The 15,915-nt window shown below is 45.3% G+C and carries 17 protein-coding genes, 1 other RNA gene and 1 pseudogene; 5 read left to right on the top strand and 14 right to left on the bottom strand.

The features are described 5' to 3' along the window. Positions 1-251 precede the first annotated feature (251 nt). The 5 genes from ACHBGV_RS03100 to tsaB are packed head-to-tail and all read right to left on the bottom strand — an operon-like array spanning position 252 to position 3,440. Entirely contained in the window at positions 252-578 is a 327-nt protein-coding gene (locus ACHBGV_RS03100; RefSeq protein WP_172062988.1) for an AzlD domain-containing protein, read from the bottom strand. Continuing rightward, a complete protein-coding gene (locus ACHBGV_RS03105; RefSeq protein ID WP_257103931.1) occupies positions 568-1,266 on the bottom strand; it encodes an AzlC family ABC transporter permease in 699 nt (232 codons plus the stop codon). Before ACHBGV_RS03105 ends, ACHBGV_RS03100 begins: the two co-directional genes overlap by 11 nt. A gap of 56 nt (positions 1,267-1,322) precedes the next feature. Next, positions 1,323-2,330 carry a tRNA (adenosine(37)-N6)-threonylcarbamoyltransferase complex transferase subunit TsaD gene (gene tsaD / locus ACHBGV_RS03110; protein ID WP_394735630.1) on the bottom strand — a complete coding sequence of 336 codons (1,008 nt, stop codon included), beginning with the start codon at positions 2,328-2,330 and terminating at the stop codon, positions 1,323-1,325. Then, positions 2,320-2,760 carry a ribosomal protein S18-alanine N-acetyltransferase gene (gene rimI / locus ACHBGV_RS03115; protein ID WP_394735631.1) on the bottom strand — a complete coding sequence of 147 codons (441 nt, stop codon included), beginning with the start codon at positions 2,758-2,760 and terminating at the stop codon, positions 2,320-2,322. The genes tsaD and rimI overlap by 11 nt, the downstream gene beginning before the upstream one ends. Beyond that, positions 2,757-3,440, bottom strand: coding sequence for a tRNA (adenosine(37)-N6)-threonylcarbamoyltransferase complex dimerization subunit type 1 TsaB (gene tsaB, locus ACHBGV_RS03120; protein WP_394735632.1), 684 nt, complete (start codon positions 3,438-3,440; stop codon positions 2,757-2,759). The genes rimI and tsaB overlap by 4 nt, the downstream gene beginning before the upstream one ends. A gap of 135 nt (positions 3,441-3,575) precedes the next feature. Between tsaB and ACHBGV_RS03125 the strand changes: the two are divergent. The 3 genes and pseudogenes from ACHBGV_RS03125 to rnjA all read left to right on the top strand — a co-directional run. Next, positions 3,576-3,956 (top strand): annotated as a pseudogene (locus ACHBGV_RS03125) (IS30 family transposase); the annotation flags it as partial. A 218-nt stretch (positions 3,957-4,174) separates the two neighbouring features. Further along, a complete protein-coding gene (locus ACHBGV_RS03130) occupies positions 4,175-4,405 on the top strand; it encodes a DNA-dependent RNA polymerase subunit epsilon (RefSeq protein ID WP_105111122.1) in 231 nt (76 codons plus the stop codon). 3 nt (positions 4,406-4,408) lie between these two features. Continuing rightward, a complete protein-coding gene (rnjA, locus tag ACHBGV_RS03135) occupies positions 4,409-6,088 on the top strand; it encodes a ribonuclease J1 (RefSeq protein ID WP_105111123.1) in 1,680 nt (559 codons plus the stop codon). Positions 6,089-6,479: 391 nt separating this feature from the next. On the opposite strand, the gene ACHBGV_RS03140 is transcribed toward rnjA, so the two are convergent. From ACHBGV_RS03140 to gla, 8 genes are all read right to left on the bottom strand, one after another. After that, positions 6,480-6,884: a GNAT family N-acetyltransferase gene (locus ACHBGV_RS03140; RefSeq protein WP_172020946.1), complete on the bottom strand. Its 405-nt coding sequence runs from the start codon at positions 6,882-6,884 to the stop codon at positions 6,480-6,482. A 47-nt stretch (positions 6,885-6,931) separates the two neighbouring features. Then, positions 6,932-8,278: a type I glutamate--ammonia ligase gene (gene glnA, locus ACHBGV_RS03145; RefSeq protein WP_105111125.1), complete on the bottom strand. Its 1,347-nt coding sequence runs from the start codon at positions 8,276-8,278 to the stop codon at positions 6,932-6,934. Between the two features lie 26 nt (positions 8,279-8,304). Next, the gene (locus ACHBGV_RS03150; RefSeq protein ID WP_105160183.1) at positions 8,305-8,676 is read right to left on the bottom strand and encodes a MerR family transcriptional regulator; all 372 of its coding nucleotides are present in this window, start codon (positions 8,674-8,676) and stop codon (positions 8,305-8,307) included. A 79-nt stretch (positions 8,677-8,755) separates the two neighbouring features. Beyond that, on the bottom strand, positions 8,756-9,271 hold the full coding sequence (locus tag ACHBGV_RS03155) for an aromatic acid exporter family protein (RefSeq protein ID WP_105111127.1): 516 nt from the start codon (positions 9,269-9,271) through the stop codon (positions 8,756-8,758). A 148-nt stretch (positions 9,272-9,419) separates the two neighbouring features. Then, positions 9,420-10,619 (bottom strand): phosphoglycerate kinase, encoded by a 1,200-nt coding sequence (locus ACHBGV_RS03160; RefSeq protein WP_394735633.1) that lies wholly within the window; start codon positions 10,617-10,619, stop codon positions 9,420-9,422. A gap of 244 nt (positions 10,620-10,863) precedes the next feature. Beyond that, positions 10,864-11,496: a CoA pyrophosphatase gene (locus ACHBGV_RS03165; protein WP_105122151.1), complete on the bottom strand. Its 633-nt coding sequence runs from the start codon at positions 11,494-11,496 to the stop codon at positions 10,864-10,866. 112 nt (positions 11,497-11,608) lie between these two features. Continuing rightward, positions 11,609-13,141 (bottom strand): helicase HerA-like domain-containing protein, encoded by a 1,533-nt coding sequence (locus tag ACHBGV_RS03170; RefSeq protein ID WP_394735634.1) that lies wholly within the window; start codon positions 13,139-13,141, stop codon positions 11,609-11,611. 129 nt (positions 13,142-13,270) lie between these two features. Next, positions 13,271-14,116, bottom strand: coding sequence for an aquaglyceroporin Gla (gla, locus tag ACHBGV_RS03175; protein ID WP_394735635.1), 846 nt, complete (start codon positions 14,114-14,116; stop codon positions 13,271-13,273). 152 nt (positions 14,117-14,268) lie between these two features. Here gla and ACHBGV_RS03180 point away from each other — a divergent pair, with 152 nt between their 5' ends. Next, the gene (locus ACHBGV_RS03180; protein WP_105111132.1) at positions 14,269-15,075 is read left to right on the top strand and encodes a formate/nitrite transporter family protein; all 807 of its coding nucleotides are present in this window, start codon (positions 14,269-14,271) and stop codon (positions 15,073-15,075) included. Between the two features lie 148 nt (positions 15,076-15,223). On the opposite strand, the gene ffs is transcribed toward ACHBGV_RS03180, so the two are convergent. Continuing rightward, an RNA gene (gene ffs, locus ACHBGV_RS03185) (signal recognition particle sRNA small type) lies at positions 15,224-15,321 on the bottom strand. Between the two features lie 320 nt (positions 15,322-15,641). Here ffs and ACHBGV_RS03190 point away from each other — a divergent pair. Further along, positions 15,642-15,827 (top strand): hypothetical protein, encoded by a 186-nt coding sequence (locus tag ACHBGV_RS03190; RefSeq protein ID WP_394735636.1) that lies wholly within the window; start codon positions 15,642-15,644, stop codon positions 15,825-15,827. Positions 15,828-15,915 lie beyond the last annotated feature (88 nt).

The following is a 15,915-nucleotide window of genomic DNA, read 5'->3' on the forward strand; positions in this document are numbered from 1 at the left end:
AAAAGGCAAGCCTTTTAATCCTTTTTGTGAAAAATATAACTTGTAGATTTGCAAGTTAGTTTTCAACGTCCTTATTATATAACTTATTTTATAAAAATGCAAGAGATTCATGAGCATTAAGAAATTAAACCAACAGACCTATCTTCAATCCAATTATTCCACTGCTTTCAAACGTCACTATCACCAATCGCCGTCTAAGTGGAGGCAAGAAAATCGCTAAGCAAAGGAAGAGACCCAGCCCTTACTTTTTTCTATATAGATACCAATCTTAGCAGCGCTGTCGTCAGAACACCAACCAGGACCGCAAGCAAGATGTTTTTCGTCTTGAGAACCACCCAAAAAGTTGGAAGTAAAGCTAGGCTTTCTACCGGCAAGAAGCTCGGCAACCGTCCAACCTCCTCGTCCATGATACTAGATAAGGTCAAGGCAAAGATAATAGTCAGCGGCAAAAAGCTGAGAAACTTGACCAGTCTATCAGGCAAACCTTTTTTTTGAGTCAAGACAAACGGGAGAACCCGCGGAAACCAAGTCACCGCAGCCGCAGCTAGAATAATCAAAAATATAGTTTTATTGACCATCAACCATCACCCCCACTGTACATCCAACAAGCGTCGCCAACAAGACCGCCAAATAAGACGAGACTAGGCTTGCCAAGCCAACATAAACCACCAAAACCGAAAGCAAAATCAAACCAATCTTCTTCATAGGAAGTTGCCGAGCCATAGCCTCCAATTGGCCAGAAAAAATCCCAACAAACATGGCAATCAAAGCAAAATCCAAGCCCAAAGCCTCAGGATTAGCAATCAAACCACCCAGCATATTTCCCAAAACTGTAAAGACAAACCAAGAGGCATAGCTGGCTAGATTATTGCCATACATCCAGCTGGGCGCAATCTGCTTTTCCTCAACATGCTTTCGCAAAAGCACCGCATAAGATTCATCCGTCAAGAGGGAACCTATCAAAACATTAGAACCCAGGCTATTGCCTTGAAAAATCGTTGTCGTGTGCAAAGTCATCAAAAAAAGGCGGATATTAACAAAAAATACCGTCACCGCAATGGACAAAAGCGGTGCCCCAGCTAAAATCATAGCACACATGACAAACTGGGCACTCCCCGCGTAAACCAAGAGACTCATCAGCCCCATCTCAACGGCCGTAATCCCTGAATTGACCGAGACCACCCCGCAAGCAAAACCGATGCTAGCATAACCCAAAACCGTCGGCAGAGCTGCTTCCATGCCCGACCGAAAATTCATATCCTTCATATCTTCTCCTATTGATAACAAGAGGCTGGGCCAACGTCCAACCTCTCACGAAACTCTTACAAATTATCAAACGCCAAACTCGGCTTGGCGTTGAGCTCCCAACCCGCAAAGTTACCCTTGTTGTACTCGGACACAGCCGCAAGAGCAACCATCCCGGCATTGTCACCACAAAGACGAAGAGGTGGGATAATCACATCCACATCGGTGATTTCAGCCGCCAGACGCTCACGCAAGCCTTGATTGGCTGCTACACCGCCCGCCACAACCAAGGTCTTGACAGGGTATTGCTCCAAGGCCTTCTTGGTTTTAGCCATGAGAATGTCCATAACACAAGCTTGGAAAGAGGCTGACAGGTCCGCATTGGACAAGGTCTCCCCTTTTTGCTGGGCATTATGGTAGAGGTTGATAAAGGCCGACTTGAGACCCGAAAATGAAAACTCCAGATTATCTTCCTTGATCATAGCCCGCGGGAAATTGTAAATGTCCTCACCTTGATGAGCCAATTCATCAATGACCCGACCAGCCGGATAAGGCAAGCCCATAACGCGACCGACCTTGTCATAAGCCTCACCGACCGCATCATCGCGCGTCTCACCGACAATTTTGTAATCGCCCGCCTCAGACACATAGACCAACTCCGTGTGCCCGCCGCTGACCAAGAGCGCCAAGAGAGGAAATTCCAATTCCTTAACCGCACGCGCCGCCATCAAATGCCCCGCCATATGATTAACAGGAATTAAAGGCAAACCATGTGCCCAGGCAAAAGCCTTGGCCGCCGAAATCCCGACCAAGAGTGCCCCGACCAAGCCTGGACCGTAGGTTACCGCAACCGCTGACAAGTCCTCAGCCGTTACCTGAGCCGCAAGCAAAGCCTCCTCGATGCAAGCCGTGATAACCTCCACATGGTGGCGGCTAGCCACCTCGGGCACCACACCCCCAAAACGCTGGTGGCTGGCAACCTGACTGGCAATCACATTGGACAAAAGCTCCGCTTCACCTCGTAAAACCGCCACTGACGTCTCATCACAGGATGTCTCGATGGCCAAAATCAATCTATCTTCCATTCCGTTCTCTCTTCATCATCACCGCGTCCTCGACAGGATGGCGGTAGTAGTCTTTTCGTTTTCCTATTTTGGTAAAATGCTGGCGTGTATAGAGGGCTTGAGCTGCACTATTAGACTCCCTCACTTCGAGGAAGATGTCACCATCCCAGTCCATCACAGCAGCCATCAGTTGACTGGCGATTCCCAGCCTCTGAAAATCAGCCTTGACAGCAATCTGCAAGATTTCCATCTCATCCAGCACCGTCTGAACAGCCAAAAATCCGACCAACTCCTGACCTTCATAGGCCAGATAATAGGTCGTATCCGCCCCAGCCATATCCGCAGCCACTTGACTTTCCGTCCAAGGCGACCGCTCATACACATCCGTCAAAACGGCATATACAGCCGGAACTAAGTCCGCCTGCCCCTCGTATTTCCTAATTTCAATCATACACGTTTGATATAGTTTTCATCACCAGCAGCATGGTCCTTGAGCCAATTTTCCTCAGCCTCGACACGTTTGAGGTAGGCTGGCTCAAAACTGGTCACTTCCACCACAGACAAGTCCTGACCAATCACCGCCAGCTGATAGGCGGACGGCAGGCTGGTTTGAATAGCCGCCTCTGGAAAAGCTTGTTTTATCTGCTCGACAAAGTTTGTTACTTCCCCGATAAAAGTCAGGTTTTCCTGACCAGACAGGCTAGCCAATAATTCCTCAAATACCCAGTATTGGTCAGCTTGAGTAGCTCTGCCATTTTCATAAACCCCAGCATAGACCGAATTGCGGCGCGCATCAATGAGCGGAACCACCCGACCAGAGAGGCCAGCTGGCACCAGCGACTGCAGGCTAGAAACCCCGACCAAATCAATCTGCAGAGTGTAAGCCAGAGTCTTGGCCGTCGCCACCGCTACCCGCAAGCCCGTGTAAGAACCAGGCCCCTGAGCCACGACAATTCGCTCCAAATCCTTGGGTGTCCAACCAACCTGAGCCACTAAAAAATCCACTGTCGGCATGAGGCTGATACTGTGATTTTTCTTGATGGCCAAGAGCGTCTCCGCCAGCAGGCGGCCATCTTCCACCAGCGCCACCGAAAGAGCCTGATTGGAACTATCTAATGCTAAAATTTTCATGATTTTCTTCCTTTGAACTACTATCCCTCTATTGTAAGCTATTTGAGAGAGAAATTCAAATTGAAAAGGCTAGGGCTAGGTTGTCTCACCCAACCTCCTTCAGCTCTGTCAGGTCAATGACCTGGTCATAAACAATGCCTTTTGGTCTTGACGGACAGGCGAAGTCGCCACCAAATCATTCGATTGATTCCAAATAAATCGGCTGAGGCTGTGAATCAGGCCTTGAAACTCGTCTTGAAGGAGTTCCAAATCAAATCCATTACTACAGATAATGGAACCGAGTTTAGTCGCTTGTCAGAAGTGTGTCCGGAGGAACATGTCTACTACTCTCACCCTTATTCCTCTTGGGAGAGAGGCACGAACGAGAATCACAATAGGCTTATCCGACGGTGGTTGTCGAAAGGAACCACAAAAACGACCCCGAAAGAAGTCGCTTTTATCGAAAATTGGATCAATAACTATCCCAAAAAATGTTTGGGCTACAAGTCACCGAGAGAATTTCTTATAGGTGGCTAACTCGGAATTGAAATTTGCCCAACAAATTGAAAACCATATCATTTTCAATTCTCCGTCAATTCAATTTACCAAGGCTTTATTTTATGGTATAATGAAGAGTAATATACCGGCTGTGAAACCTAATAACTCAAAAAAATTGAATAGACCCAACAAATAGCACCCCTATTTGTATCTTTTTCATAGACACAGTCAAAAGAAGAAAGGAAACTACACTACACATGATTTTTAAAGTATTTTACCAAGAAACCAAAGTCAGCCCACGCCGTGAGCAGACCCAAGTTCTCTATGTTCAAGTAGATGCTGCTGACGAATTGCAAGGTCGTATCAAGGTCAAGGAATTGGTTGAAAACAAGTTCCCAGCCTACAACGTCGAATTTGTCGACCTCCTATCTGACAAGCACCTCGAATACGAGAAAGAGCACGCAGATTTCAAACTTACGGAGTTCTAATTTATGTCATCAGTCAATCTAAAACCTCATGAAGTTGGCGTCTTCGCCATCGGTGGTTTGGGAGAAATCGGGAAGAACACCTACGGTATCGAGTACCAGGACGACATCCTCATCGTTGATGCCGGCATCAAGTTCCCCGAAGATGACCTATTGGGTATCGACTACGTTATCCCAGACTACTCCTATATTGTTGAAAATATCGACCGCGTCAAAGGCTTGGTCATTACCCACGGGCACGAGGACCACATCGGGGGGATTCCTTTCCTACTCAAACAAGCCAATGTCCCTATCTACGCAGGTCCCCTAGCCCTAGCCCTTATTCGTGGCAAATTAGAAGAGCACGGTCTCCTTCGTGATGCCAAACTGTTTGAAATTAACCACAATACAGAATTGACTTTTAAACACCTCAAGGTCAGCTTCTTCCGCACCACCCACTCCATTCCAGAACCCCTGGGTGTTGTGGTCGATACACCGCAAGGAAAAATCGTCTGTACCGGTGACTTCAAGTTTGACTTTACCCCAGTTGGTGAGCCAGCTGATTTGCACCGTATGGCAGCCCTGGGAGAAGAAGGCGTTCTCTGCCTCCTCTCTGACTCGACTAACGCTGAAGTTCCGACCTTTACCAACTCTGAAAAAGTGGTCGGTCAGTCCATCATGAAGCTGATTGAAGGCATCCACGGGCGCATTATCTTCGCATCCTTTGCCTCCAACATCTTCCGCCTCCAGCAGGCTGCAGATGCTGCTGTCAAGACCGGTCGTAAGATTGCTGTCTTTGGCCGCTCCATGGAAAAAGCTATTGTCAACGGTATTGAGCTGGGCTACATCAAGGTGCCGAAAGATACCTTTATCGAGCCAAATGAAATCAAGGAATACCCTGCCAACGAGATAATGATTCTCTGTACAGGTAGTCAAGGAGAGCCAATGGCGGCCCTCTCGCGGATTGCCCACGGTACCCACCGTCAGGTCCAACTCCAGCCAGGCGATACGGTTATCTTCTCATCTTCGCCGATTCCGGGAAATACCACAGGTGTCAACAAGCTCATCAATATCTTGATTGAGGCTGGTGTCGATGTCATCCACGGTAAGATTAACAACATCCATACCTCCGGACACGGTGGCCAGCAGGAACAAAAACTCATGCTCCGCTTGATTAAGCCAAAATTCTTCATGCCTGTGCATGGTGAATACCGCATGCAAAAAATCCATGCCAGTCTAGCTGTTGATACTGGAGTTCCTAAGGATAACATCTTCATCATGGAAAACGGAGATGTCCTGGCTCTGACCAAGGACAGAGCCCGCATGGCCGGTCAATTCAACGCCCAAGATATCTACGTTGACGGAAACCGTATCGGTGAAATCGGAGCCGCTGTCCTCAAAGATCGTCGTGATTTATCTGAAGACGGTGTAGTCCTTGCAGTCGCAACCGTAGACTTCAAGACCAAGATGATTTTGGCTGGACCAGATGTCCTCAGCCGAGGTTTCATCTACATGCGTGAATCAGGCGACCTGATTCGTGAGAGCCAGCGCGTTCTCTTCAACGCCATCCGTATCGCCATGCGCAACAAGGATGCCAATATCCAAACGGTCAACGGCGCTATTGTCAACGCCCTGCGACCATTCCTTTATGAAAAAACAGAACGGGAGCCAATCATCATTCCAATGATTCTGACCCCCGATCACTAAACAAACTAAATCGAAGCAGGATTCCTCTTCGATTTTTTTATTTGAAAAAATTGGGAGCGGGAAAGAACTCGAATAATGAAAAGAGAGTTCGTCAACAAGTCCTTATTTCCAGTTGTTGAGCTGAAACAGTCTATCCCCAGACTGTTTCACTCCCGCCCCCGAACAGCTCCAACAGTCAGAGCAGTGACTGTTGGAGGTTGGAAATTGAACGAACGGAGTTCGTATCATTCGTTAGGACTGGTTCGGAGCGTCAAACGCGAAGGAAATGAGGCTTTCTACGCAACCCTTATTTCCAACTTCAAAAGGTTCCCCGAACCGTATGAACAATCAACCCCTACGTCAATATGTTTTTACTAATTAATGAGGTTGAGGTTGGATTTTATGCCCAACCTCAACCTTTTCCTATTCTCCTTATGAAGTGATATTTTGTGACACCTTTGAGGGGAACGTCCTCTAAACTCGCGTATAGTTCATAGCCATTTTTCAAGTAGAAATCCTTAGCTTGGTAGGATTTGGTGGATAGGGTAATACTGGTCACTTCCAGTTCTCTGGCCTGCTCCTCCAATTCTGACAACAATTGACTACCCAGCCCCAAACCTTGCGCTTCTTTAGCCACTACCAAAGCTTTGACATGAATAGTTTCCAATGTCTTCACCGCCTGCAGGACACCGACCAACTGACCGTCCTGTTCTTTGGTCAATACAAGCTCAGTCGGCGACAGTTTCTCTAAAGACTCCGGACCAAATTCCTCTACAAATTGCTGGTCAAACACCTGATTTACAAACTCATCAATCATTTTCCACCTCCATCGATAGAAAAAGAAACCCGAAGGCTTCTTTCCTCTTAATATAAATCCAAGTAGTTATCAATTTCCCACTTAGAAACGTAGGTTGCGTAGCTTGCCCACTCGATTTTCTTAGCTTCAATGAAGTTGGTGTAGATGTGCTCACCTAGGGCTGCACGCACCACTTCGTCCTTGCGGAGAGCCTTGAGGGCATTGTGCAGAGTTGAAGGAAGATCAGTGATGCCTGCTTCACGACGCTCTTCATCAGACATGGCATAAATATTTGACTCTACAGGAGCTGGGGCTTCAATCTTATTTTTGATTCCTTCTAAACCAACTTCCAACAGAACGGCCATAGCCAAGTAAGGGTTAGCAGTTGGGTCTACAGAACGCAATTCCAAGCGAGTTCCCATTCCACGAGATGCAGGTACGCGCACCAATGGCGAGCGGTTCTTACCAGCCCAAGCAATGTAAACTGGCGCCTCGAAACCTGGAACCAAACGCTTGTAAGAGTTAACCGTTGGGTTGGTAATAGCAGTATAGTTATAGGCATGCTTGATCAAACCACCAAGGAAATAGTAGGCTGTTTCAGACAATTGCATACCATTCGGATCTTCTGGATCATAGAAAGCATTGTTTCCATCCTTATCAAACAAGGACATGTTACAGTGCATACCAGAGCCTGCGATACCAAACTTAGGTTTGGCCATAAAGGTCGCATACATCCCGTGCTTACGGGCAATGGTCTTAACAACCAACTTAAAGATTTGGATATTATCACAAGCTTTTAAGACATCCTCATATTTGAAGTCGATTTCGTGCTGACCTACTGCCACTTCGTGGTGACTCGCTTCCACTTCAAAGCCCATTTCTGTCAGAACGTTTACGATTTCACGACGTGTATTATCAGCAAGGTCTGTTGGAGCAAGGTCAAAATAACCACCCTTATCATTCACTTCAAGTGTTGGGTTTCCGTGTTCATCCATCTTAAAGAGGAAGAACTCTGGTTCTGGACCAAGGTTGAATGATGAGAAACCTGCTTCTTCCATATGGCGAAGAGATTTCTTCAAATTTCCACGTGGGTCACCCGCAAAAGGCTTGCCATCAGTTGTATAAATATCACAGATCAAACCAGCTACACGACCATTTTCATCTCCCCAAGGGAAAATAGTCCAGGTATTCAAGTCAGGGTAGAGATACATATCTGATTCATTGATACGAACAAAACCTTCGATAGAAGATCCATCAAACATAACCTTGTTTGACAAAACCTTATCCACCTGCTCATCTGTTGCAGGAATTTCCACGTTCTTCATGATCCCCATAATATCTGTAAACATGAGACGTAGGAAGGTAACGTTTTTCTCTTTAATATCGCGTTTAATATCCGCTACTGTAATTGACATTGCTTTCTCCTCTATATTTGTGCTCTTTAAGATGACCGAAAAATGGAACTCGGACTTGAAAATCGTCCTTGTCGACTGAATTCATCATGCAAGATACGGCGAACATCCTCGTCCGTCAAGGTCTTGGTTTCCTGTTTGACTTTTTCTTTTACCTGACGATCAGCATATTCCTTCTTAATCGCAGCAATATTCAAACCCTCATCCAAGAAATCCTTGATTTCCAAGAGCAAGTCCATATCATTTAGAGAATACAAGCGACGGTTTCCTTCATTACGCTCAGGCTTAATCAAGCCCTGGTCCTCATAATAGCGAATCTGTCGGGCCGTCAGGTCAGTCAACTTCATCACACTACCAATCGGAAAAATGGCTAAGGAACGACGGAACTCTTTTTCTCTCATAATGAACTCCTTTCTGCACACTATTATAGGGGAAATTTTTCTGGGCGTCAATATGTGATGTCACATTTTGTGACATGCTTTATCTCAAAAAGCGCTTTTTCAGCTTTTCCAGGTCATAATTAACCAAAATTGCTACAAAAACTCCTACAAATGTCTCAAAAACCCTTGTCAAAGCATAGACAATAGTCGAATTCCCTGCAGGTACCGACAAAGCAATGATTAGCAGAGTAGCAACACCACTGACAACCCCGGCAGTATTATTGAATGCCACATTGGTCATAATGGTCAACATGGTAAAAATCGGTATGGCAATCAAGGTTACCCAAAAACTCTGTGAAAAGAAATCACTGAGGATGAAAAAGAGCAAGGCATAAAAACCACCGATAGAATTGCTGAGGACACGAGAAGAGCCAAAATGCACACTCTTGCCAAAATCCTCCCGCAGACTAAAGACCGCAGACAGAGCTGCTATCTGGAACCCATCCCATTTTAAGAGGTGAAACAGTAATATAACAAAGAAAACTGCGAGTCCCGACTTAAGGGTCCGCATCCCTAACTTAAACTTCTTGGGGTCAAATCGATATCTCTTAAACATACTACTATTCTAACATGATTTAGCAAAAATGTTTATCAAATGCCTGCAAAGATTGTGACAAATGGATGATATTGGCTGAACTCAATACTTTTCAAAGACTAGATAAGCTAACAAAAAACGACGGTCACCCGTCGTTTGATTGATTAGCTTATTTCTCAGTCAATGCTGCAAGTCCTGGCAATACTTTACCTTCAAGCAATTCCATTGATGCACCACCACCAGTAGAGATCCATGAGAACTTGTCTGCACGGCCAAGGTTGATAGCTGCTGCTGCTGAGTCACCACCACCGATGATTGATTTCACGCCTGGTTGTTTCACGATAGCGTCCATTACACCGATTGTACCAGCTTGGAAGTCTGGGTTTTCAAATACACCCATAGGACCGTTCCAAACAACTGTTTTCGCACTAGTCAAAGCTTCGTCAAATTTAGCGATTGACTTAGGACCGATGTCAAGACCAAGGAAGCCTTCTGAAACAGCTTCGCCTTCAGTGTCGCGAACTTCAGTGTAACCTGCAAATGCGTTTGCTTCTTTTGAGTCAACTGGCAAGATCAATTTACCATTTGATTTTTCAAGCAATTCTTTTGCGACATCCAATTTGTCTTCTTCTACAAGTGAGTTACCGATTTCGATACCTTGAGCTTTGTAGAATGTGTACGTCATACCACCACCGATAAGAACTTTGTCAGCTTTTTCAAGAAGGTTCTCGATAACACCGATCTTATCAGATACTTTTGAACCACCAAGAATTGCCACGAATGGACGCTCTGGAGTTTCAACAGCTTCTTGGATATATGCAATTTCGTTTTCCAAAAGGAAACCAGCTACTGCTTTTTCTACGTTTGCTGAGATACCAACGTTTGATGCGTGTGCACGGTGTGCAGTACCAAATGCATCGTTAACGAAGATACCATCACCAAGTGAAGCCCAGTATTTACCAAGTTCTTCGTCGTTTTTAGATTCTTTCTTACCATCAACATCTTCGAAACGAGTGTTTTCAACAAGGAGAACTTGTCCATCTTCCAATGCGTTGATTGCTGCTTCCAATTCAGCACCACGAGTAGCACCAGCGATGAAAGCAACGTCTTGACCCAATTTAGCTGCCAAGTCAGCTGCTACAGGAGCCAATGATTTACCTTCTTTGTCAGCTTCTTCTTTCACACGACCAAGGTGAGAGAAAAGAATTGCACGTCCACCTTGCTCAAGAATATACTTGATTGTTGGAAGAGCTGCTGTAATACGGTTATCGTTAGTGATAACGCCATCTTTCAAAGGAACGTTAAAGTCCACACGGACAAGGACTTTTTTGCCCTTCAATTCAACGTCTTTAACAGTCAATTTAGCCATTTGTTAGACTCCTTAAAAAATTTTTACCTTTCAATTGTACCATATTTTTAACATTTTTCCCATTCAAAGAAAAATTTTTCACAAGATAATGATCAATCTAAGACCAAGTACGAACAATCAGCTGCAGCAACCAAAAGAAACTGGCACAAAGTCCAGTTTCCATTAGCATTTTTTGGTAACATTTTCCAGATAGCCTAGAGAATCCAGAGCAACAGAGCTATACTTCACTCTGCTCTAGTCAACTTTACCTTGACTCTCCCATTTCTAAATCAATCTGGCTTGTCCTGATGATTTCTGTAAAGCAATGGGTAAATTGAGCCGTGATTCCCCAAACTGTTTCTGGCAGGTTATCATAAAAGGGGATAGACCGTTTGTGGTGCTTGAAAGGGTAGTCCCGACCACCACGAATTCGCTCGAATGGAAAATCTTGCTCCGGATCCAGACGAAGATAGAGGGGATAGTAGATTGGGTCCTGCTCAAGGAGTGTTGCCAGAGGCACGGTGAACAAGCGGGCCACCTCTTCATTGGGTACAATCTCTTTCCAGTCTATGTTTAAGCGACCGACAAAACAGCGGATAGTTGATTTGCCAAAGACCAGATAGTCAATTTCCCCTAAGATTTCTATAGATTCCTCTGCAAGATTCAGTTCTTCTACTACCTCACGGACCACCGCCGTCTCAGCCGATTCCCCCTCTTCGATACCTCCTCCAGGAAAAGAGACCTCCCCAGGTTGAGAAATAGACTCCGATCGGACTTCATACAAAACCTGCCACTGATCATCTGACCAGACTAGAGGCAGAAAAACCGCAAAAGACCTTTTCTCACCTAGAGGCTGAGGCTTGTAGTTGTCGAGAATTTCCTGAATCTGACGAGGCATAGAACCAACTCCTTACTAACTAGTGATAAAATTATTTTAATCTATTTCCAGCCAAATAGCAAGTGAAATAGCAAAGAAAAACTGAGACGGTGTGTTCTCAGTTTTAGCAGACTTACTTCCCTTTCAGCATGCCCATAATACCTCTGGTCACCACGCGCCCGACTTCCCGGCCGACTTGGCTCATGAGATTTTTGGTAAAGCGGTCCATCATCGAATCGGAACGTTTGGCAGCTGGTTTGCTGGCCTTGGCCTCTGCTTTTGCTCTTTCCTTGGCAGCCTTTTCTTCCAATTTTGCTGTTTCTTTGGCGGCTTTTTCTGCTGCTTTTTTCGCCTCCGCCTGCTCTGCTTGCTTGATCAACTGCGCCTCTTTTTCTTGGGTCAGCGCTAGAATTTGCTCATGGGCAGATTCTCGGTCAACCGCGTCCGCATATTTGTCCATCAGAGAAGAATTATTGATGGCAGACAAGACCAGAGTCGCATCAGCTGTTCCCAACTGACTCTTCGGCGGATAAATCATCACCCGGTCTGCAAAGCTTGGTGTTCCATCTGCCTGCAAGGTCGAGACAACTGCCTCTCCGACCTGCAATTCTTGAATGACCTTGGCTAAGTCCTCAGCTCCTTCTTGACGGAAGGTATCCGCCACTGTCGCCACCGTTTTCAGTTCCTTAGGTGTGAAAGCACGGAGCCCATGCTGGATACGGTTGCCCAGCTGGCTAGCGATGCTATCAGGAATATCGGTCGGATTTTGCGTAACGAAAAAGACACCAACACCTTTTGAACGAATCAGGCGAACGATTAACTCAATCTTCTCCAGCAAGACCTTCGGTGCATCCTTGAAGAGCACATGGGCCTCGTCAAAGAAGAAGACCATCTTGGGCTTATCTAGGTCGCCTACTTCCGGTAAAACTTCGTAGAGTTCCGACAAAAGACTGAGCAGAACGGTCGAATAAAGCGTCGGCTGATTGAGAAGTTCTGTCGCCTGCAAGACATTGATAACCCCTTGTCCATCAGCAGTTGTCCGCATCAAATCCGCAATCTCCAAGCTGGGCTCACCGAAGAACAGTTTCCCGCTCTGCTGTTCCAAGACCACCAAACTCCGCAAGATGGCACCGACCGAACGAGCTGGAATATTGCCGTAATATTGACTAAGCTCTTGAGCATTTTCAGCCACAAAATTGAGCATGGCCCGCAAGTCCATAAGGTCCAGCAACAGCAGACCACGTTCATCCGCCACACTAAAGACTATATTGAGAATGGATTCCTGCGTATCATTGAGCCCCAGCAAACGGGTCAAAAGCACCGGCCCCATCTCAGAAATAGTCATCCGTACTGGAATCCCATTTTCACCGAAAACATCCCACAGCTCAACGGGATAACTCCTCGGCGAATAATCTGCATACTGAGTCTGCTTCAAACGACTTGGGTCAATTTCCTTGGTATTGGCCTGGACCAAACTATTGAGGTCACCCTTGATGTCCGATAGAAAGACAGGAATGCCCGCCTCACTCAGTTTCTCCGCCAAAACCTTGAGCGTCACCGTCTTACCTGTCCCCGTCGCCCCGGCAATCACACCGTGCCGATTGAGGCGCTTGAGCTGGATTTCCGCCCGAGCACGCCCGTACCCAAATGCAATAACTTCTGACATAATCTGCCCTCTTTTCCGATTGTTCTGTCTATATTCTAGCATAGTTTTTAGGAAAATAGCAGAGCAGACAGCTTGCAAGTTCACCGCAACAAGAAAAAAAGAAAAGCCTGACGAGCAGACTTTTTCATATTACAAATACAAATATTTAAACAGGGCAACTGCAGCGATTGACGCAAGGATTGGAGCAACAACGCCGACCCATGCATACCACCATTTTGAATCAGCCTTGGCTTGACCAAGAATTGATTTTGGCAAGAAGTGGTGAACGATACGAGGACCAAGGTCACGCGCTGGGTTGAGACCAGGACCAGTTGGACCACCGACCGCTGCAACAAGTGCCATAACAAGGAAACCGATACCGACATGGGCTACTGCAATGGAACCGGCAGTATATGGCGCAACCATTGTTTCAGCAGCAGTCTTATCATAGCCTTGCTCAATCAACTTACCAACCAACTCTGCACCGAAGAAGTTCTTTGTCAAAGCAAGCGCACCGAAGAACAAGACGAATGACCCAACAAACTCATTCAAGAAACCATTGAAGGTTGCTGCTTTACGGCTTTCCGCTTTGCCATTGTCCAAAGCATTGATAGTAGAGAAAGAACCCAAGACATGGTTTGAATTCTCTGTTTTCAAGAAATATGGTTTGTAAACGGTGACAACGACTAATTGACCAAACATTGCACCCAATACCTGAGCGATAATGTATTGAGCCACATGTGCCCAAGGGAATAGACCTGAAACAGCCAAACCAAGTGTGAAGGCTGGGTTGATATGGTTACCAGAAACATTACCAAACATAAGGGCTGGCATCATAACAGCCAATCCGTAGCCGATAGCGATCAAAATCCAACCTGAGTTGTTTCCTTTAGTACCTTTAAGGTCAACGTTGGCAACTGTACCATTACCGATGATAATGAGCAAGGCAGTCGCAAGAAATTCAGTGATATATTTCACTGTCCATGTGATATCCATGAGTGTATCCTTCCAATTTATGAATAGTATTGATATTCTCTATTTTATCAAGTATAATATACAAAGTAAAGCATTAACTGGAAAGTGAAACGTTTACTTTCTGAAAACATATGATTACTTACACTATTTTTCAAGCGCCAAAGGAGATTTATATGGCTTCCCAAAATGACACGCTCATTTACAATATTGATAAAAGTATCAAGAAAAAAGCAGACTTGATTGAAAACAACTTCTTCGCCTATGCAATTCGCTCAGCTATGGCCAGTGTTTACCTAGCAATTGGTTTGGCTATCTCAGTTTATACAGCTGATAAGCTCAATCATATTGTAGATGGCCTCGGTAAATTCAGCTACGGACTCATGTTCGGCTGGTGCTTGGTCATGATTCTTTATATGAACGCTGAACTAGGCACTTCTAATATGATGTACATGACCTCTGCTATCCACCGTAAAGTGATCCCTACCAAAACAGCCCTCAAGATTCTAGCTACTTGTATCTTTTTCAACTTTGTTGGGGCAGTCATTGTAGCCTATATGCTCTCCTTCACAACTCCTTACCAGGTTGGACATTTGGAACATGATAGTTACCTGATTGAAGCTGTTGTCGCAAAACTGGCAAAAACACCTCTGACACAGTTTGTCGAGGGTATCTTTGCCAACATCGTAGTAAACATCGCTGTCTTTATCTCTATGCGCATGAAAGACGATGCGGGCCGTGTTATTTCCCTCATCTTTATCATCTTTATCTTTGCCTTCCTAGGCTTTGAGCACGTTATTGCCAACTTCTCTACCTTCTCCTTGGCCCTTTTCTCAAATGGTGGTCCAGTCGAGGGCATGACTATCCTCAGTGTCCTAAGGAATTTCCTCTTCTCAGGACTTGGAAACTACGTCGGCGGTGGTCTCCTTATCGGTCTCCTTTACAGCTGGCTCAGCGATAAATCAAAACTCTATGTCGACTAATCTAGAGAATGCGGTTTGGAAATCCAGCCGTATTTTTTGTACTCACCAATAGCCCGAGAGACCGAATATGATGCGAATAATCTAATTGCCCCTGTTTCTAGAAATATGACAATAAAACCCTCTGAAAGCTTGATTTCAAAGGGTTTTTAGAATACATACAAAAAGAGCACAGACTCGACATCGCTTAGGGCTGCTGGATTCCTCCCCTGACCCGCTTCACGCACGAACCTTGCTCCATTTATTATTATATCACAAATTCACTAAAATTCAATATTTTTCTCAACTTCAAGCTTCCTGAAAATGAGAAATAAGTTCATACTCAGAGATAGATATTCTTCATCAACATCCTATCATCAACTAACCCCACTCTCAGTATCACTTAGCTAATAGACCTAAAATTCATTATCCAGGCCATCTGATAGCTTTGATCCTCCCTCATCACTTAAACTGGGCACCGTATTGGGCTAACAGATGAGTCTAACGTAACCGCCCAATAACGGAGTATCTTTTCAGCTTCCCTATTATCCAGTATACTGTTAGAGAAAACAGAACTGGAGGATTTTTTTATATCACACCCCATCGTCCCATTGACTGTTCCCAAATCTCGTCGCTTTGAGAAGAAAGGCAGAAACGATATTCTAATGAAAATTCGTCTCGGAAAAGTGGAACTCACATTCTTTCAAGCGATCCACCAAGAGACACTAGAAACACTCTTGGATAAGGTACTGCACTATGACCGTCCAGCTCAGTGATTTAGGACAAGTGCAACCGCCCAATATACTTCGTTATTGGGCAGTTGCGTCTAACACTACAGACTTATTGAATCACAAGAATTCTCCG

Source organism: Streptococcus sp. A34 (assembly GCF_043674115.1).
GTDB lineage: Bacteria > Bacillota > Bacilli > Lactobacillales > Streptococcaceae > Streptococcus > Streptococcus suis_V.

Bases quoted from the DNA above. Each gene is read 5' to 3' on its own strand.
- ACHBGV_RS03100 (WP_172062988.1), bottom strand. From the start codon at position 578: ATGGTCAATAAAACTATATTTTTGATTATTCTAGCTGCGGCTGCGGTG.
- ACHBGV_RS03105 (WP_257103931.1), bottom strand. From the start codon at position 1,266: ATGAAGGATATGAATTTTCGGTCGGGCATGGAAGCAGCTCTGCCGACG.
- tsaD (WP_394735630.1), bottom strand. From the start codon at position 2,330: ATGGAAGATAGATTGATTTTGGCCATCGAGACATCCTGTGATGAGACG.
- rimI (WP_394735631.1), bottom strand. From the start codon at position 2,760: ATGATTGAAATTAGGAAATACGAGGGGCAGGCGGACTTAGTTCCGGCT.
- tsaB (WP_394735632.1), bottom strand. From the start codon at position 3,440: ATGAAAATTTTAGCATTAGATAGTTCCAATCAGGCTCTTTCGGTGGCG.
- ACHBGV_RS03130 (WP_105111122.1), top strand. From the start codon at position 4,175: ATGATTTTTAAAGTATTTTACCAAGAAACCAAAGTCAGCCCACGCCGT.
- rnjA (WP_105111123.1), top strand. From the start codon at position 4,409: ATGTCATCAGTCAATCTAAAACCTCATGAAGTTGGCGTCTTCGCCATC.
- ACHBGV_RS03140 (WP_172020946.1), bottom strand. From the start codon at position 6,884: ATGATTGATGAGTTTGTAAATCAGGTGTTTGACCAGCAATTTGTAGAG.
- glnA (WP_105111125.1), bottom strand. From the start codon at position 8,278: ATGTCAATTACAGTAGCGGATATTAAACGCGATATTAAAGAGAAAAAC.
- ACHBGV_RS03150 (WP_105160183.1), bottom strand. From the start codon at position 8,676: ATGAGAGAAAAAGAGTTCCGTCGTTCCTTAGCCATTTTTCCGATTGGT.
- ACHBGV_RS03155 (WP_105111127.1), bottom strand. From the start codon at position 9,271: ATGTTTAAGAGATATCGATTTGACCCCAAGAAGTTTAAGTTAGGGATG.
- ACHBGV_RS03160 (WP_394735633.1), bottom strand. From the start codon at position 10,619: ATGGCTAAATTGACTGTTAAAGACGTTGAATTGAAGGGCAAAAAAGTC.
- ACHBGV_RS03165 (WP_105122151.1), bottom strand. From the start codon at position 11,496: ATGCCTCGTCAGATTCAGGAAATTCTCGACAACTACAAGCCTCAGCCT.
- ACHBGV_RS03170 (WP_394735634.1), bottom strand. From the start codon at position 13,141: ATGTCAGAAGTTATTGCATTTGGGTACGGGCGTGCTCGGGCGGAAATC.
- gla (WP_394735635.1), bottom strand. From the start codon at position 14,116: ATGGATATCACATGGACAGTGAAATATATCACTGAATTTCTTGCGACT.
- ACHBGV_RS03180 (WP_105111132.1), top strand. From the start codon at position 14,269: ATGGCTTCCCAAAATGACACGCTCATTTACAATATTGATAAAAGTATC.